Raw genomic sequence first — 16304 nt, 5'->3', positions numbered from 1 at the left:
GTCGATGAATGGTTCGGTCCACGAGATCGAGGTCGACGGTGGCGCGGTAGGGATTCGACAGCCGCGACAGTACGGCGAGGCCGCCGACCCTGGCGGGTGGCTGTTCGAGGAGCGCTCGGACTTCGACGATGCCGTGTACGACAGCGGCCATCGCATCCCCGACGAAGGTGACATGGTTACCAGACACGAGTCCACCGTTCGTCGGGGGTCCACATGTCCAGGATCTCGTGTCCCCGTCCCGTGTCCTGGGCCAGATCGAGTGCGACGAACAGTGGATGCGCCAGCGGCCACTCGAGGTGATTGGCATCCACGTCGACTCGGTGCTGTACGACAGCCGGCACAGGGGCGACTCTCACCGTGGCCAGTGCTTGCCGGTCGGATGCCGCCGCACCGAGCAGGGTGGTAGCACGCCGGACAATCGAGTGGTCCGGAACGAAGAAGTCGAGTACCTGACCCGAGCGGAATGCCACTGGCGCGCCGTATGCAGCGGCGGCAGCGGAGTCGGTGAGCGCCCACCCGGGCTCGTTCCCCGTTGAGTCGAGGCCGAGCCGCAGCGGTCGGATCAAGGTCGCGTCGCCAGGTGACGGCAGTGAGGCCAGATGAACACGTCTGTTCGGCCAGTGCTCGGCGACCTGCCAGAACAAATCGGTCCCCGACACGGCGTTGCGTGCATCGACGACGCCGTCACGGCGAAGCGCGGCGAGGATCTCCGAGACCGTGCTGGGGGAGCGGCCCACTTCGCGCGCCAGCTCGCGTACGGCCGCCGCACGCTCGGGTTGCATCAGTAATGCGGTCGCGACCTCGAGTCCGGCTTTGCCGGTGAGGGCATGGGACCGAGTAGCGCGTTCGGTGACCGTCTCGACCTGAGCGTCGATCACCATTCGGTCGGTGCGCAGCGCCAGCCGCCCCCGAAGGTCGAGGTAACCGGCACGTTGCCGGATGAGTGCCGTGCGTGCCGTTTCCGTCCGCTCGGTGTTCGGTCAATACCGAACACCGAACACTGAACACTCGGGCTCTATCCGGTGACCCAGAGTTCTTCGGGCATGATCGAACCGAGCGTGTACACGTCGACTCCTTGCACCTTCTCATCCCAGACAAGTGACGGCGTCGCGCGTGAGTACCAGATTCCAGGGTTGAGGTCGAGCAATCTTTGTTGCACCGTGGCGTATGCCGCTTTTCGATCCTCGAGAGTGGTGCCTATGCGACCGGCATCCAAGGCCGCATCGAGTTCAGGGTCGTTGACGCCGGCAACATTGCCGACCTCTGACGCGGAATGAAATGAGGTCCACAACGCGAAATCGGGGTCTTGGGCGACTGCGGACGTGACGGCCATTCCGAAGTCTCGGGTGGTGACCCGCTGCGCAGCTTGGACGAACTCCAGTGCATCCACTTTCACCTCGACATTGTCGAACGCGCTGAGCTGTGCCTGAATAGCTTCGGCGACGCCTTTGAGCTCGACTGTCGAGTAAGCGAGGATGGTGAACTCCACCGGCTTGCCCTCTGTTGCGAGTTCATCGAACAGTTCCTGGGCAGCCTCGGGGTCGGGTTCCGGAAATGGTATGTCTTCGTAGTACGGAGATTCCTCGGGGAACAGGGTCAAAGGAACCAGACCTTCGCCCTTGTAGACAGCGTTGTTGACCGCTTCGGCGTCCACGGCCAGCGCCACTGCGCGACGAGCCCGCTCGTCATCGAACGGAGCTTGCCGGAAGTTCATCCCCATGAACAGGCCACCACCGGTGGACACGATCTCGGTCGATAGCCCAGCTTCGTTCGCCTTCAGGATGTTGCCTCGATTGGTCTCCGACGAGAGATCGGCGCCTCCGGCCAGCATCGTGTTTGCACGCTGATTGACGTCGGCGACCGTGCGCACCTCAATGGCATCCAGATATGGTTTCGGCGCGTCGTAGTAGTCGGGGTTCTTCTCGAGCTTGATCACATCACCGCGTCTCCACTCGCTGAACGTGAACGGCCCTGCCCCGACCGGATTGACGTCGAATGCCTCTTGTCCCTTCTCCAGTGCAGTAGGCGAGGCGATCCAGTTCATGCTGCTGGCCATGGCTGCTTCGGGATAGTGGGGGTTGGGCGCCACCATGGTGACGTGAAGGGTGGTGGGGCCCACGACTTCGCTCGTAGCAATCTGTGAGGCCTGCCGGATGGCCTCGGAACCGACGGCCGGGTCGAGCAACCTGTCCCAGTTGTATTTCACTGCCGCGGCGTCCAGCGGGGTGCCGTCTGTGAAGGTGAGGCCGGGTCGGAGTTCCAGGGTGAACGTCGCACCGCCGTCCGCGGTCGAGAAATCGGCAGCCAGATCGAATGTGGTTTCCAGGGTTTCGGTGTCGTTGGTGATCAACGCCCCGTACAGTCCGTTGCCGACGAGACTCTGATGCACCCAGGTGTTGTTCAGCTTCGCTGGATCGAGAGATCGGGGTTCGGTGAGTTGGATTGCCTCGAGTGTGCCTCCCGCGACCGGCTCACCCGACGCATGTGCCGCGTCGTCGGGGTCTGATGCGCCGCATGCCGCGGTGAACAGTACGACGCTGCAGGCAGCGGCAAGCGCTGCAAGATGGGGGCGTAGTTTTCGGGACATTCGTTGCCTCTCATAGCGAATGCGGCACGTGCGGGCCGACGATGCGTTCGGGTCGTGGAGAGTCAGTGCGCGACGACGGAGAGCGACTGGGTTTCGAGGTACTCATCGAGACCTTCGGGCCCGAATTCGCGCCCGTAGCCACTCATTTTCACACCGCCGAAGGGTGCGGAGGGATCCATACTGTAGGCCTCGTTCACACCGAAGGTGCCGGTGCGCACGCTCCGCGCGACACCGATGCCCCGGTCGAGATCGGGTGTCCACACCGACCCGGACAACCCGTACTCGCTGTCGTCGGCGATGCGGACGGCATCGGTGTCGTCGGTGTAGGGGATGACGGTCAGCACGGGTCCGAAGATCTCTTCCCGCGCTATCCGCATCGAGTTGTCGACATCGGCGAACAGTGTCGGCCGGATGTACCAACCGCGTTCCATGCCTGTCGGCATGCTGCTCCCGCCTACCACCCGCCGCGCGCCCTCCTTGTCGCCCAACTCGATGTAGTTGCGGATCCGGTGTTGTTGTCGGCGGCTCACCATCGGGCCGACTTGCGTGGCGGGGGCGAAGGGGTCGCCGACGTGCAGTGCTTGCAGCATGGCCGCGAGAGCGTCGACGTGGTCGTCGTACCGGGATTCCGGTACCAGAACGCGTGTTTGCGCGACGCATGCCTGGCCGCCGTTCATCAGACCGGCCACTGTGATGCCGGCGGCAACCCGTTCGGGATCGGCATCGTCGAGGACGATCGCGGCCGACTTACCACCCAGTTCCAGACTCACCCGTTTGAGACCCGCCGCACACGCGGTCGCCACCTGTTTGCCGGACTCCGTCGACCCGGTGAACGACACTGTGTCGACTCCCGGATGGGCGACGAGATACTCGCCAACTTCCCGCCCGCCGGGAAGGATGCTGACAACACCGCTGGGTACGCCGGCGTGCTCGAGGAGCTCCGCGAGAAAATACGCATTCAACGGGGTTTCCGGCGACGGTTTGAGCACGACGGAGCAGCCTGCCAGTAACGGCGGGATCAGTTTGACCACTGTGAGGAACATCGGCATGTTCCACGGGATGATCCCGGCTGCGACACCGACCGGGCGCTTGCGGACGACGACCTCGTTCCCGAGAAATCCTTGTCGGGTTTCTTCCCACGTGTGTTTCTCGGCGAGGGCGGCGAAACCGGACATCAACACGCCGGGAAGCCGCGCATGCGCCGACGCCGAGAATGTGATCGGCGCACCCATTTCGGAGGTGACGAGTTCCGCGAGCTCGTCGCGGCGCGGTTCGTACAGCCCCAGTAGTGTCCGGACGACGTCGACCCGTTCCTCGGGGTCGGTGTGCGGCCACGGCCCTTCGTCGAATGCGCGGCGGGCAGCGTTCACGGCCCGGTCGATGTCGGCTGTCGCGGGGGCCGCCACGCGTGCGATGGTCTCTTCGCTGTGCGGTGAGACGACGTCGATCACGTCGGTGCTGCTGGGGACGACCCAGTCGCCGCCGATGTAGAGGCGGGTGTGCTCGTGCATGTGATCTCCTGCGTCGGTGGGTGGGCCGCCGTTGGTCGCATTGCCGGTCAGGGAACGTGCGAGGCGATCTCGCGGTAGTAGAGCGTCGTTGGTGGAGGCGAGGTTTGAACACCAACCGGAGGAGACATCTCTCCGGATCGGAGACTTTCCGTCAGCCTGCTCCGCACGGCATCGAGATCGTCTGCGTCGAGTTCGTAGATGGCGATGTACGAGCCGGTGTTGTCGAGCGGTGCGTATCGGCGCGCCGCCACAACCCCGTCGATGGCGGAAATCTCGCTGAGGTGACGCTCGTTGTACCACTCGTGGTACGCGGCTTCGTCCTCCGGTGACTTCGGTCGTGATTCGACGTACATGATTCCCTTGGGCATGTGCCCACCTCCTGGTAATGGGTGAATGTTCAGTGCTGCGTGACGGGTTCGAGGTTGTCGAGTTCGGCGACCCGAGTGTTCTTGTGGACGTGCCCGTCCTTCATTACGAACTGCACGTCCTGCAGTGCCGTGATGTCCTCGGTGGGATCACCTGGCACCGCGATGATGTCTGCGAGCAGGCCGGTCTCGAGCCGTCCTCGGTCTTCGACGCCGATGAGATCGGCGCTAGTGAGTGTGGCGGCCCGGATCGCCTGGAGCGGGGTCATGCCGCGATCGACCAAAGCCCACAATTCCATGGCGTTCCGACCGTGCGGGATCGCGGGCGCATCCGTACCGCACGAGATCCTGACACCGGCGTGGATGGCCTTGGTGAGAGTGCGACGCGCTTGCGGGAAGACTTCGGCAGCCTTCTTCTGCAGTGCGGGAGCTGCTTTCGACACGTCGAGCCCCTCGGACAGATAGCTCGTGGGGACGAGAAATGTGCCGTGCTCGACCATCATGGAGATGGTGTCGTCGGATGCGAGGGAACCGTGTTCGATGCAGTCGACTCCCGCGCGGATGCAGGCCCGGATTCCGGCATCGCCGTGGGCGTGCGCGGCGACCTTCACACCCGCCCGATGTGCCTCGTCGACGATCGCCTCGAGTTCGTCGTCGGAATACTGCTGTGCACCCGCGGCCGTGCTGTGGGACATCACGCCGCCCGACGCCGAGATCTTGATGACTTCGGCGCCGTACTGGATCTGGTATCGCACGGCCCGGCGGACTTCGGGGACTCCGTTCGCCATGCCCTCGTCGGGCGAGAGCGGCATGATGTGTGGTGCGAGGCGCTGGAACATCCGCGGATCGAGATGCCCACCCGTGGGAGTGATGGCGTGGCCCGCACCCACGATGCGCGGCCCCTGCACCCAGCCTTGCTCGATGGCCCTGCCCAGGTCGACGTCCAGGAGATACCCGCCCGTCTTGACCATGAGCCCGAGGTTGCGGACCGTCGTGAACCCGGCCGCGAGCGTGGTTCGGGCGTTCTCGGTGGCGCGTAGCGTGCGGTAGACGGGATCGTCCTGGACACCGTGCATCGGATTGGGGAGCCCCGTGGGTGTGTCGGGACCGCCGATGAGCAGGTTCACCTCCATATCCATGAGCCCCGGGAGCAGGGTGACGTCCCCCAGATCGATCACGGTGCCTGCGGCCGGTTCGTCGACCGGGTTCACTGCGGCGATGAGGTTGCCTTCGACCACCACCGTGGCCCCGTGGTGCATTACCCCGGTAGCCACATCGAGCAGGCGAGCGGCGCGGACGATCGTCGGCAGGCCGGTCATGGCGCCGGCTCGATCACGCATTCGAGCATTGCTGCGCCGGAATCGGGCACCCGAGGCTGGCTCCACACCTCCACGGGAAACGACACCATGATCATCGAATACAGCAGGTAGAGGAGGTTCTGCACGTCCGAGGGCAGTTCGTCGAGCGGGAACTTGTCGCAGTACGCGATCGCGGTCTCTGCGCGCGGCGAGATCGCGTCGTAGAACGCCTGCATCTCCTCCATGGAACCGGCGAGCCGTGCGGCATAGCGTTCCGGCTCCGAGCCGAGGCACCATGTGCTCGCGTACGGCTCGAGATCGTGGAACTCCTCGGGCAGCATGGCAGTGGTCATCGGCTCAGCTCCTCGGCTTTGTCGTTCCGGTAGTCATCCACCCACTGCGCTGCCACATGGTGCAGGTGGCGCAGCAGGATTTCCTGGTCGTTGAGAGGGAACGCGGAGACGACCCCGGATTCGAGCATCGACTGTGTCGCCTCCAGGGTGTTGCTGTCCTGGAGCGCATATTCCTTGAAGGTCACCGCGGCCATCTCGTGGGCGACCCGCTCCCTCGCTGTCCGGGCGGGAACGAAGTATGCGTTGCCTTCGAAGATGTGGGTGTTGTGGGACGTCGGCCAGTATTGGTAGGTGACGTACCAGCCACTCGACCACACCAGGATGGTGAAGTTGGGCCACAACTGGAAGGAGTCGAGGCCCCACGGGTCGCACTTGGCGGGGTTGAGTCCCGGCGGCATCTCGGCGACACCCAGGTCCGGAACGTCCCACGGACCGAACAGCCCACTGCGCGTGATGTCTTCCATCGGTTTGCGCATCTCCGAATCGAGCTCCCAGGTCACCACACCCGAGGTGCTGACGAGGCGATGTGGTCCGTCCAATTGGTAGTGGGGTGCTTCGAAACCCGCTTGGGCGGCAGCGGCCGAGAATTTGGCGGGAGACTGCCTGCCGTGCAGGATCGGCGCGTGATAGAACTCTTGGAAGGCGTCCATGTAGAGCTTCCAATTCGCCTTGATTTCAGCACGATACGAGAATCGTTCGGTGAGGTTGCCGAACGGATAGCCATCGAGTGCGGTCACCATCGGACCGAGGAAATCTGTCAGCGATTGCTCCGGTTGCTTCGCGAGGTTGACGAAGATGAAGCCGGCCCACACCTCGCAGTGCACGGAAACCAGGCCGTAGGCGTCCTTGTCGAGGTCGAAGAACTCCTCCTCCTGCTGCACGAAGGCCAGCGCGCCGTCCAGGCCGTAACGCCATCCGTGGTACTTGCAGGTGAACTGGCGGCACGTCCCTGAGGTTTCCTCGTTGGGGAAGTCGTTCCACACCAGCTTGTTTCCTCGGTGCCGGCAGATGTTGTGAAACGCGCGGACCTCACCGTCGGAACCGCGCACGACGATGATCGAGGTCTTGGCCGCGTTGATCTCCTTCGTGAAGTAGCTACCTGTGCGGGGGACTTGCTCGATGCGGCCCACGTTCAGCCACGCGCGCTTGAAGATTGCTTCGCGTTCGAGCTCGTAGAACTCGGGACTGGTGGAATCGTCGTACGACATCGGTGCAGTACCGAGCTGTGAATAGTGCTCGGTCCAGCTTCCTTCGGGGGGCTTCGGCCAGCGGGACATGCGGTACTCCTCTGGTGGGCGGTGAGCTGTCGAATCGAGGTGCACTAACGAATTGGGAGGATCATTGGATCGGTTCGTCTCCGAGCACGGTGGTCCTGAGCATTTCGCGCTCGGAGTCGGGCTCGTAGGGGGCCGCCCGGTGGATTACACCGCGGTTGTCCCAGATGACGGTGTCGCCGACAGACCAGGTGTGCCGATACACCCGGTCGGCGCGGGTGCAGCGTCGGAGCAGGTCGTCGAGCAGTGCGCGACTCTCGTCGGTGTCTTTTCCGACGACGTGGTCGGTGGAGGCGCCGAGGACCAGTGAGCGGCGACCCGTTCGGTGGGTCCACACCAGGGGATGCACCTTGGGCGGCCGCGCGCGCCACACCGCCAGCTGTTCGGATGTCGGATCGGGGGTGACCAGTCGTTGTGAGGCCTCGAGCGAATGGACGACGCGCAGGCCGAGCAGGTCCGTCTTCTCGTCGTCGCCGAGGGCATCGTATGCGTCGTAGGTGCTGGCGAATTCCGTCTCCCCGCCGCGCGCGGCGACGGCATGGGCACTGAGGATGGTTGCGTGTTGAGGGTGGATGTCGCCGTCTGCTGTGCAGCCGTCGATGTGCCAGTCGAAGGTTGCACGCAGATAGCTTGCCGAGGTGTTCTTTGCGGTGTCGAGGCTGACCCTGTAGATGCCTTCGACGGCGTGGTGCCCTGGGGACGTGTCGATGTCGCCGAGTGTGCGGGCGAAGGCCACCTGGGTCCGCGCGTCCAGATGGAGGTCACGGAAGACCAGGACGCCGTGTTCCTCGAGGAGTTCGAGGACGTGGTCGGGGAGCGTCTTGTCGTCAAGGAGTGTGTCTCGGTCGACGCCGATGATTTCTGCGCCGACTCGTTCGCTGAGACGTCGGATGGTGAGGGTGTTCATGAATACCCGCTTTCGCGAAGCTCGTCATGTGCGCGTGCCGGTGTCGCGCGGTGGCAGGTGTTGCCGGAAGGTCACGGGAACGGTTCCTTGACCCGGTCGATGCGGGCGGCAGCACTGTCCACGACCTTGGGCTGATGGAAGATCTCGACCGACATCGACACGGTGACCAACGAGTACACGAGGTGCAGGAGGTTCACCGCGTCGTCGGGCATGTCGTCGAGTGGAAACTTGTCGCAGTAGGCGATGGCCTCTTCGAGTTGCGGGAAGAATGCGTTGTAGAAGGGCAGCATCTCGCTCATCGAACTGCTCATCCGCTGGGCATACCGTTCGCGTTCGGTTGCGAGGCACCAAGTGTGGGCGTAGTTCTCGAACTCCGCGAACGCGGGTGGAAGCAACCTGGGTGCGGTCATGCCGGGACCTCCGTCTTCGCTTGCTGATATGCGCGCACCCAGTCGCCGACGACCTTGTGGAAATGCCGGACGAGGATTTCCTGATCGTTGACGACGAATTCGTGGAGACCGGCCGAGTAGTACGCAGCTTCGAGCGCGGTCTGGGTGCCGTCGAGCATGCCGGCGTCCTGCAGCGCGAACTCTTTGAAGACCACCGACGCGACCTCGTGTTCGACACGCTCGCGGGCCGAGGTGGCGGGTTGGAAACAGAGCACGCCTTCGAATCGGTGGGTGTTGTGGGACGTCGGCCAGTACTGGTAGAGCAGGTACCAGCCTCGGTAGATGAGGATCTCCACGTTCGGGAAGATCTGGAAGTTGTCGATGCCCCACGGGTCGATACCGCCCGGGTTCAGACCCGGTGGTGTATCGCCGAGGTCGGGCGATTCCCAGGGGCCGACCAGGCCGCTGTGGGTGACGCGTTCGATCGGATACATGAATTCGGGCGGCAGCGTCCAGCGCCTGGGCCCTCCGGTGCTGGTCATCCGATGCGGGCCGTCGAGTTGGAAGTGCGCGCACTCGAAGCCCTTCTTCGGGTTCCTCACCGCGGTCGGGACCTGCTGGGAGTGGAGGCCTGGCACGTGGTAGTACTCCTGGAAGGCATCGGCGAAGAGCTTCCAGTTGCTGCCATTGCGTGCCGTGAACTCATATCGCTCGGTGATTTTGTCGAAGGGATAGCCGTCGAGGGCCGTGATCATCGGTCCGAGGAACTGTGTCAACGACTGCTCGGGTTGTTCGGCCAGGTTGATGAAGATGAACCCCGCCCACACATCGCAGTGCACGGGAACCAGTCCGTAGGCATCCTTGTCGAGGTCGAAGAACTCGTCTTCTTGCTGTACGAACGCCAGCGAGCCGTCGAGGCCGTAGCGCCAGCCGTGGTACTTGCAGGTGAACTGACGGCAGGTGCCGTCGACCTCGTCCTTTGGGAAGTCGTTCCACACCAACTTGTTTCCCCGGTGGCGGCACACATTGTGGAATGCTCGGACGACTCCTTCACCGTCCCGGACGACGAGGATGGATGTGCCGGCAACCTCGATTTCTCTGGTGAAGTAGCTGCCAGTGCGAGGGATCTGCTCGACGCGTCCCATGTGCAGCCAGGCGCGTTTGAATATCGCTGCGCGTTCGAGTTCGTAGAACTCGGGTGACACCGAGTCCTCGAACGAGATGGGGCCGGTGCCCAGATCCGGATAGTGCTGCGTCCACGTACCTTCGGGTGGTCTCGGCCACTGTGTCATGACTGGTCCTCCAATTCCGGAAGTTCGGGTATCGCGGTGAGATCGATGCTCGGATCGAGTGGGAGCGCCACGCTGTTGAAGACCATGGCGAGGCACACATACGTGCCGGCGACGAACAGTGCTTCGAGAAGTTGCCTGGGCTCGAGCGAGTCTTCGAGCATCGCCCAGGTGCTGTCGTCGACCTGATGGTGGTCGATGAGCTGATCGACAGCGGCGAGCAGCGACGATTCCAGCGGAGTCCAGACTCCGGCGTCTGCACCGAGGCCGATTCGGGTGATCTCGTCGTCAGTGATGCCGTGTGCTCGTGCTGCCACGATATGCTGGGCCCACTCGTAGGTCGAGCGAGTCCGCCAGGAAATGCGCAGGATCATGATTTCGCGAAGCCGCGGATCGAGCGTGGGATTGTCGAGGAGCACCCCGTTGTAGGCCAGCCAGGCGCCGCCCAACTCGGGGTGGTGGCCCAGGAGTCCCAGTACGTTGGGAAGCGGAGGGCGCTTGGGTGAATCGGACAGGTAGCGGTCTGCGGCGTTCAGGTGTCCGCGCAAGATCTCCCGGGACCCGGGGGCCCAATGAGCCAGCGGGAGCGGCGCCAAGCGCCCGGTGGGTGTTGCCCTCATATGACGGTGCCGCCGTTCACGCCGAGGACCTGGCCGGTGATGAACCCGGCGGCGTCGCTGCACAGAAAGCAGCATGCTGCGGCGATGTCTTCGCCGGTTCCCATTCGGCCGATCGGCACCGATTTGGAGAGGGTGTCGTTGTCGGCATAGTGCCCTGCGGCTTGAGAGCTGCGCGACATGGGTGTGTCGATCGCCGACGGCGGAATGTTGTTGACGGTGATCCCGAACGGCGCGTACTCGCGTGCCAGCCCTTTCGTCATCGCGATGACGCCGCCCTTGGAGGCGGTGTAGTGAATCATTCGTGGGGATCCGCGTTGCGCGCTCGACGACGAGATCGTGACGATGCGACCCCAGCGCTGCTCGACCATGTCGGGAATCGCCGCCTGAACACAATTGAACGTCCCCGTCAGATTTACTGCGAGGACCTTGTTCCACGAGTCTTCGGAGATGTCGGTGAAGGTGTCGAATGCGACGACCCCCGCGCTGGTCACCAGGATGTCGATCGACCCGAATGCGGCACGGACCTTGCCCAGGGCGTCATCCACCACCGGCCGGTCGGCGACGTCGACGTCGTATCCGCACGCGGTGGCGCCGTCAGCGACCAATTCGTCGGCGACGCGGAGTGCGGCCTCGCCGTCGAGATCGAGGACGGCGACCGTGTGTCCCGTGGCGGCGAACTGCCGGCAGATGGACAGGCCCATTCCGGAAGCGCCGCCGGTGACCACTGCGACGCGTCCGCGTGTATGCGGTGAACGTGTGCTCGATGGCGCGGAGTCGTCGCGCGTGTGCGGGCTGGTCATGTCTTGCTCCCTCTATTCGTAGACGACGTGGATGCGCGGGCTGGTTGCGACGGCCTGGCAGGTCAGCACCAACCCCTCTGCGACCTCGTCTTCGGTCAATGCTTCGTTGTTGCGCATCGCGGCGGAGCCTTCGACGACCTGGGCGATGCACGTGCCGCAGGTGCCGGCTTCGCAGGTGGACGGTGGTCTCAGGCCCATAGCGCGTGCGGCTTGAAGGACCGTCGCATCGTTTCTGATCTCTCGTGTTTCGGTGCGCCGTCCGAGTTCGACGGTCATCGCTACCTGCCGAGGGCCGGCCGGCGCCGCAAAGTCGTCGTGTTCTGTTCGTGGAGTGAAGCGTTCGATGTGCACCTGGGACGCCGGGATATCGGTGTTACGGAAGGTGCGCTCGACGAGATCCATGAACGGAGTGGGGCCGCAGATGTAGATCTCGCCGTCGTCGGCTCGTTCTCGAATGCGATGCACGTCGTGTGCGCCGATGATTCCGGATTCGTCATCGCGGTGATGGACCATGTTCAGACGGGCCGGGTGACGAGCAGCAAGACGGTCGAGATCGGCGGCGAACAAAGCAGATTCGCGTGTGCGATGCGCGTCGAGGAGGTGGATTCGCCGGTCTGTCGTCGCCAACGCGGTTTTGACGATCGAGATGATCGGCGTGATTCCACTTCCACCGGCGTAGGCGACGATATCCCGACGGGAGTCGTCGAGGACGAAATCACCTGCGGGCAGTGTCGCGTCCAACTCGTCGCCTGGTCGTAGCGTGTCGTTGATCCAGTTCGAGACCGTGCCACCGTGCACTCGCTTCACGGTGACGGTCATACGGTGGTCGACCGCAGGTGACGACGACAGCGAGTAGGACCGGACGTGGGTCTCGCCGTCGATGGTGAAACGGAAGGTCAGGAATTGCCCGGCGCGGTAGCGGTACTGCGGGGCGATCTCACTCGATGGTTCCAAGACGAAAGATTTGGCATCGCAGGTTTCCTGCACCACGTCGAGAACGCGCACGCGGTGGCTGCCACGAGGCGGGCGGGCTGCGTGTGAAGCGGACATGGTCGGTGCGGAGCCGCTCGAGACGTTCGAGGACGCGGTTGCGCGAACTGACACCGAAGTCTCCATTCTGCTTCTGACCGTGCACATCGACGACGTGGCGCGGGGGATTCTGCAGCGGAACCGTCAAGCTGAAAGCTCTTAATCAAGTGATTAACCTTAATCAAGTGATTAAGAGATATACCGGGGCTCAGGTGTTGCCGTCAAGGGGAGCGGGAAGGTTGCTTTTGAGCAGGAGCACCGGCCCGCCTTCACGTGGCTACACTTGGCCCGCGGCAATGCAGGTGAGGTGGAGGACGAATGGTGAAGCCGGATCGTGGCGTCGGCGGGGACAACTCCACCACGCGACAAGCACTCCTCGACGCTGCGCAACAGCTCATGCTCGACGAGGGCTACGCTGCGGTCAGCACGCGCCGAGTCGCCGGGATGGCCGGGGTGAACTCGGCACTCGTCTCCTACTACTTCGGGACGATGGAAGGCCTGTTCATCGAGTTGTTCCGGCGCGGAGCCGAACGAAGCTACGAACTGCAGGTGGAGGCCCTCGCCTCCGAACAGCCGCTGTGGGCTCTCTGGGAAGCTATTCACGACCAGTCGTCGACGGCGCTGACCCTCGAATTCGTCGCACTCGCAAACCATCGAAAGGCAATCCGCGACGAAATTTCGCGGTCGTCGCAACGGTTCCGTGAACTCCAGCTCGACGCGGTGTCGGCAACCCTCGAGAAGCACGGTGTCGACACCGACGAGTACCCACCTCTCGCGGTGATCGTCCTCATGTCCGGTGTCTCGCGATTCCTCCGCATGGAGGAGGCCTTCCACACCGACATGGGGCACGCGTCGACCATCGCGCTGGTCGAGCGGTTCTTGACCAAACTCGAAGGTGAGCGACGAACCCCTGCCGTCAAGGGGGCGAAGAAGCCCCTGGATTCACGCCGATTCTAAATCGTGAACTCATCAGCTCGGCATGAAAGTTTATACACATGCGGGTGTGGCCGAGGTGGCAAGGCAGCGGTCTGCAAAACCGTCAACGCGGGTTCGACTCCCGCCATCCGCTCTGAGCGGGCTACTTCAGGAGGCCCAGTTCCCGCGCTCGGACGAGCGCCTCACTGATGGTGTGCACCCCGAGCTTGCTGTAGATGCTGCGCAGCTGCGTCTTGATGGTGTTGTACGAGACGAACAGGGTGTCTGCCAGGTCCTTACGCTCGACGCCACGATCGAGCTGAACGAGCACTCCGAGTTCGCGTGGGGTGAGTGCGATCTCGACCACCACGTCAGGAAACACCGCGTCGGGTATGCCCTCGGGCACAGCGATGCCGGTGGCAGCGGCCAGTTCGTCTCTCACCTGCGTCGACACGGTGGTGAACACCCGCCGGTTGCCGAAGGTCTCGGCCAGAGTGACGGTGCGTGCCCACGCGCGCGTCGCGTTGTCCCGGTCGGTGTACAGCGTCGCAGCGGCCTCGATCAACAACGCCTCGAGGTGTGCCCGTGGCCATCCGCAGCTGGGCCACGTGATCCGGCTGAGCACCGCGCGTGCTTCCTCGAGATGACCGGTGAGAAGTTCCACGCGGGCCGCTGCCACCACGATCAGCGGGTGACCGGTGGTATCGGACTCGGCCAGCGTCCGAGCTCGATTGCCGTTGCCCAAGGCCAGTTGCAGATCGATTTCGGTGGCGGTCAATAGCACGTCGGACAACGCTCCTGGCTGGTGCAGGCTGCGATGACCGTCGATGATGCGATGGAGCCACGCCACTCCCGTGTACGCGTCAGACGTGGACAATGCGTGCTGGGTATGGGCATACGCCACGAGCCCCCACAACTCTTCACCTGCAGGCGGGACACCGAGCAGATCCAAGGTGGTCTTCGCCCGATCGTGGTCGAGCCGGTCGAGGGCGACCAAGGTGCGTGCCACACGACCCCCGACGCGGATCATCTCGTCCCAGTACCCGACGCTGGTGTCGACCCGGGATTCGGCGGTGATCCATTCGTCCGCCCGCATCGGATCTCCGAGTATCGCCCAATTCGCTGCGATGCTCCCGGCGGCATTGAGGACCACGAAATCGAAGCCGGCTTTGAGCGCATCACGGTAGGCGAGTTCGAATTCCGATGTGGCGGTCTGGAGATCGCCCGCCAGTTGCATACCGATGGCCCATTGCAGGCGGATGGTGGGCAATTGAGCGGTGACGTTGTGCTGTTGATGGGTCTGCATGGCGTCCACAAGCGGAATCAACGTCGCTGCGCGGTCTCCCGCCTCACGCAGACTCCCCGCCATTCGCAATGCGATGGCCTGAACGAGGCCGACGTGCAGTATCTCGGCCGCATCCGGCCCCGCTCCGACCACGGCCAGCTCGTCCGGATCGGTCGGAATATCGACGTGCAGCATGGGGTGCCCGGCCAATGTGTTCAGGAACAGCGCCCGCCCTGCTGCGATTCCGGGGCGGCGGTCTGCGATCTCGTCGGGAATCACTCGCAGCAGATGCACCAGCATCTCGAAATCCTGCGCGACGAGGTCACTCCAGTGCTCGTCGATGAGGTGGACGGCGGTATCCCATTCGCTCCCATCGACGGCATAGGCGGCGGCGTCGGCGTAGTTGCCCGCCGCGAGGTTCTCCTCCGCCAGGCGGACGAGAGCGTGGTCGATGCTGTCGGGTCGTTCGCGTCGTGCGAGGTCGAGGATCCTGTCGCGCACTGCGGCCGGCCACACCCAGCTCCGGTGCACACCGTCGAATCGACCGAACATCAGGCCTACAGAATCGAGGCGTTCGAGCAGCTCCTCGCACGACTCGAGCCCGGTCGTCTCGGAAGCCTCGACCACCGTGCAGTGACGCAGCACCGCCACCCCGAGCGCGCCCTTTCGTGCTGCGTCATCGAGGCCGGCGAGGCGCTGTTGGACATAGTCGTCGACCACTCGATCCACCGGCGGAACCAGACGTCTGTCGGCGTCGACGGGCGCGACCGGGGCGATACGCAGCATCGACACTGCCGTGGCCACCAACGGAGGGACCCCACTCAGCGCGTTGCGCAGGTCGGCGCACTTTTCCTCGCCCAGAGACAGGTCTTTTGCCCGGCACAATTCCACGGTGTCGGCGACGGTGAAACACAACTGCTCCGCACCGATCCAACGGCAGTCGATATCGCGGACCGCTGCCGCGTGCGAGGGTTTGATCGTGCCGTGCAGCGTCACCACCGCGTTCGCGGACGGGCATCGTTCGAGTATGTCCCGCACGGCTTTGAGCACCATGGCCGCCCACGCCGACGGCACCCCTGCCACCACCAGCAATCGAGCACCGAGGTCGGAGAGGTTCCGGATCTGCTCGCCGCATCGCTCGGCCGCATCCGCCGCGGAGTGCTCTGCCGCTGCGGTGGCGTCGACCCAGGTCACGTCGCGACCCGAGGCGCCTCCGCGGTGCAGCCAACTCGCGACGAGCGAGCGCGTACCGAACCCGCGCGGTGCCTGCAGCACGGTCAGAGCGGGCTGCTGGTCCAGGAGCGCGAACAGGCGGGTGCGCGGTATGGCGTCGAGTACGGAACGGGAGAGGGGCACACCAGATCGGACACCGTCAGCAAAGGCCACCGGGGCAGAGTCCTTCCCTTGTTGCTCGAGGCGCCCCGTCGCCATGAATGATCACAATATGTCCGATACGTAACGAACGAGTGGGACGAATGACCGGAGATATGACCAACGCCACCTTCGTGCAGGCAGATCGTTGTTGCCGCCACCACGAACTCTCTGCCCCGAGGAGGGCGTCAGGGTATTCGCTCGGACGACCGCTCTGTCCGCAGTCACGTCCTACCGGCACCGGGAAGGAGATGCGGTGATCTGACGGTGGGACCGGCGGTGGACATGTCGGTCACGACTCCTAAGGTGAT

The 16304-nt window shown here is 64.0% G+C and carries 15 protein-coding genes and 1 tRNA gene; 2 read left to right on the top strand and 14 right to left on the bottom strand.

The features are described from left to right. Window positions 1–176: 176 nt before the first annotated feature. From ACZ46K_RS23955 to ACZ46K_RS23895, 13 genes are all read right to left on the bottom strand, one after another. Window positions 177–881: a helix-turn-helix domain-containing protein gene (locus ACZ46K_RS23955; protein ID WP_464745126.1), complete on the bottom strand. Its 705-nt coding sequence runs from the start codon at window positions 879–881 to the stop codon at window positions 177–179. A gap of 134 nt (window positions 882–1015) precedes the next feature. Further along, window positions 1016–2587, bottom strand: coding sequence for an ABC transporter substrate-binding protein (locus ACZ46K_RS23950; protein WP_054804710.1), 1572 nt, complete (start codon window positions 2585–2587; stop codon window positions 1016–1018). 62 nt (window positions 2588–2649) lie between these two features. Beyond that, the gene (locus ACZ46K_RS23945; protein ID WP_464745124.1) at window positions 2650–4098 is read right to left on the bottom strand and encodes an aldehyde dehydrogenase; all 1449 of its coding nucleotides are present in this window, start codon (window positions 4096–4098) and stop codon (window positions 2650–2652) included. Between the two features lie 47 nt (window positions 4099–4145). After that, a complete protein-coding gene (locus tag ACZ46K_RS23940) occupies window positions 4146–4466 on the bottom strand; it encodes a hypothetical protein (protein ID WP_054804711.1) in 321 nt (106 codons plus the stop codon). Between the two features lie 29 nt (window positions 4467–4495). Then, on the bottom strand, window positions 4496–5782 hold the full coding sequence (locus ACZ46K_RS23935; RefSeq protein ID WP_464749452.1) for a metal-dependent hydrolase family protein: 1287 nt from the start codon (window positions 5780–5782) through the stop codon (window positions 4496–4498). After that, a complete protein-coding gene (locus ACZ46K_RS23930) occupies window positions 5779–6114 on the bottom strand; it encodes a hypothetical protein (RefSeq protein ID WP_054804712.1) in 336 nt (111 codons plus the stop codon). Before ACZ46K_RS23930 ends, ACZ46K_RS23935 begins: the two co-directional genes overlap by 4 nt. Continuing rightward, on the bottom strand, window positions 6111–7391 hold the full coding sequence (locus tag ACZ46K_RS23925) for an aromatic ring-hydroxylating oxygenase subunit alpha (protein WP_464745122.1): 1281 nt from the start codon (window positions 7389–7391) through the stop codon (window positions 6111–6113). The genes ACZ46K_RS23930 and ACZ46K_RS23925 overlap by 4 nt, the downstream gene beginning before the upstream one ends. A 61-nt stretch (window positions 7392–7452) precedes the next feature. Then, a complete protein-coding gene (locus ACZ46K_RS23920) occupies window positions 7453–8295 on the bottom strand; it encodes a TauD/TfdA dioxygenase family protein (RefSeq protein ID WP_054804713.1) in 843 nt (280 codons plus the stop codon). A 71-nt stretch (window positions 8296–8366) separates the two neighbouring features. Further along, window positions 8367–8705: a hypothetical protein gene (locus ACZ46K_RS23915; protein WP_054804714.1), complete on the bottom strand. Its 339-nt coding sequence runs from the start codon at window positions 8703–8705 to the stop codon at window positions 8367–8369. Continuing rightward, window positions 8702–9976 carry an aromatic ring-hydroxylating oxygenase subunit alpha gene (locus ACZ46K_RS23910; protein WP_464745120.1) on the bottom strand — a complete coding sequence of 425 codons (1275 nt, stop codon included), beginning with the start codon at window positions 9974–9976 and terminating at the stop codon, window positions 8702–8704. The genes ACZ46K_RS23915 and ACZ46K_RS23910 overlap by 4 nt, the downstream gene beginning before the upstream one ends. After that, complete coding sequence (locus tag ACZ46K_RS23905) at window positions 9973–10593, bottom strand: carboxymuconolactone decarboxylase family protein (RefSeq protein WP_464745118.1); 621 nt, start codon at window positions 10591–10593, stop codon at window positions 9973–9975. The genes ACZ46K_RS23910 and ACZ46K_RS23905 overlap by 4 nt, the downstream gene beginning before the upstream one ends. Then, entirely contained in the window at window positions 10590–11393 is an 804-nt protein-coding gene (locus ACZ46K_RS23900) for an SDR family NAD(P)-dependent oxidoreductase (RefSeq protein WP_464745116.1), read from the bottom strand. The genes ACZ46K_RS23905 and ACZ46K_RS23900 overlap by 4 nt, the downstream gene beginning before the upstream one ends. A gap of 12 nt (window positions 11394–11405) precedes the next feature. Then, entirely contained in the window at window positions 11406–12347 is a 942-nt protein-coding gene (locus ACZ46K_RS23895) for a 2Fe-2S iron-sulfur cluster-binding protein (RefSeq protein ID WP_464745114.1), read from the bottom strand. A gap of 393 nt (window positions 12348–12740) precedes the next feature. Between ACZ46K_RS23895 and ACZ46K_RS23890 the strand changes: the two genes are divergently transcribed. Further along, window positions 12741–13379, top strand: a complete 639-nt coding sequence (locus ACZ46K_RS23890; RefSeq protein WP_054804716.1) for a TetR/AcrR family transcriptional regulator — start codon at window positions 12741–12743, stop codon at window positions 13377–13379. A 40-nt stretch (window positions 13380–13419) separates the two neighbouring features. After that, a tRNA-Cys gene (locus ACZ46K_RS23885) sits at window positions 13420–13491 on the top strand. Window positions 13492–13500: 9 nt separating this feature from the next. Here the strand turns inward: ACZ46K_RS23885 and ACZ46K_RS23880 are convergent. After that, window positions 13501–15978: a LuxR C-terminal-related transcriptional regulator gene (locus ACZ46K_RS23880; protein ID WP_464745112.1), complete on the bottom strand. Its 2478-nt coding sequence runs from the start codon at window positions 15976–15978 to the stop codon at window positions 13501–13503. Between the last annotated feature and the right edge of the window lie 326 nt (window positions 15979–16304).

It is taken from the genome of Rhodococcus sp. JCM 9793 (assembly GCF_055380405.1).
Note: the sequence above shows the minus strand (reverse complement) of the source record. Positions and strands in the feature narration are given on the sequence as shown.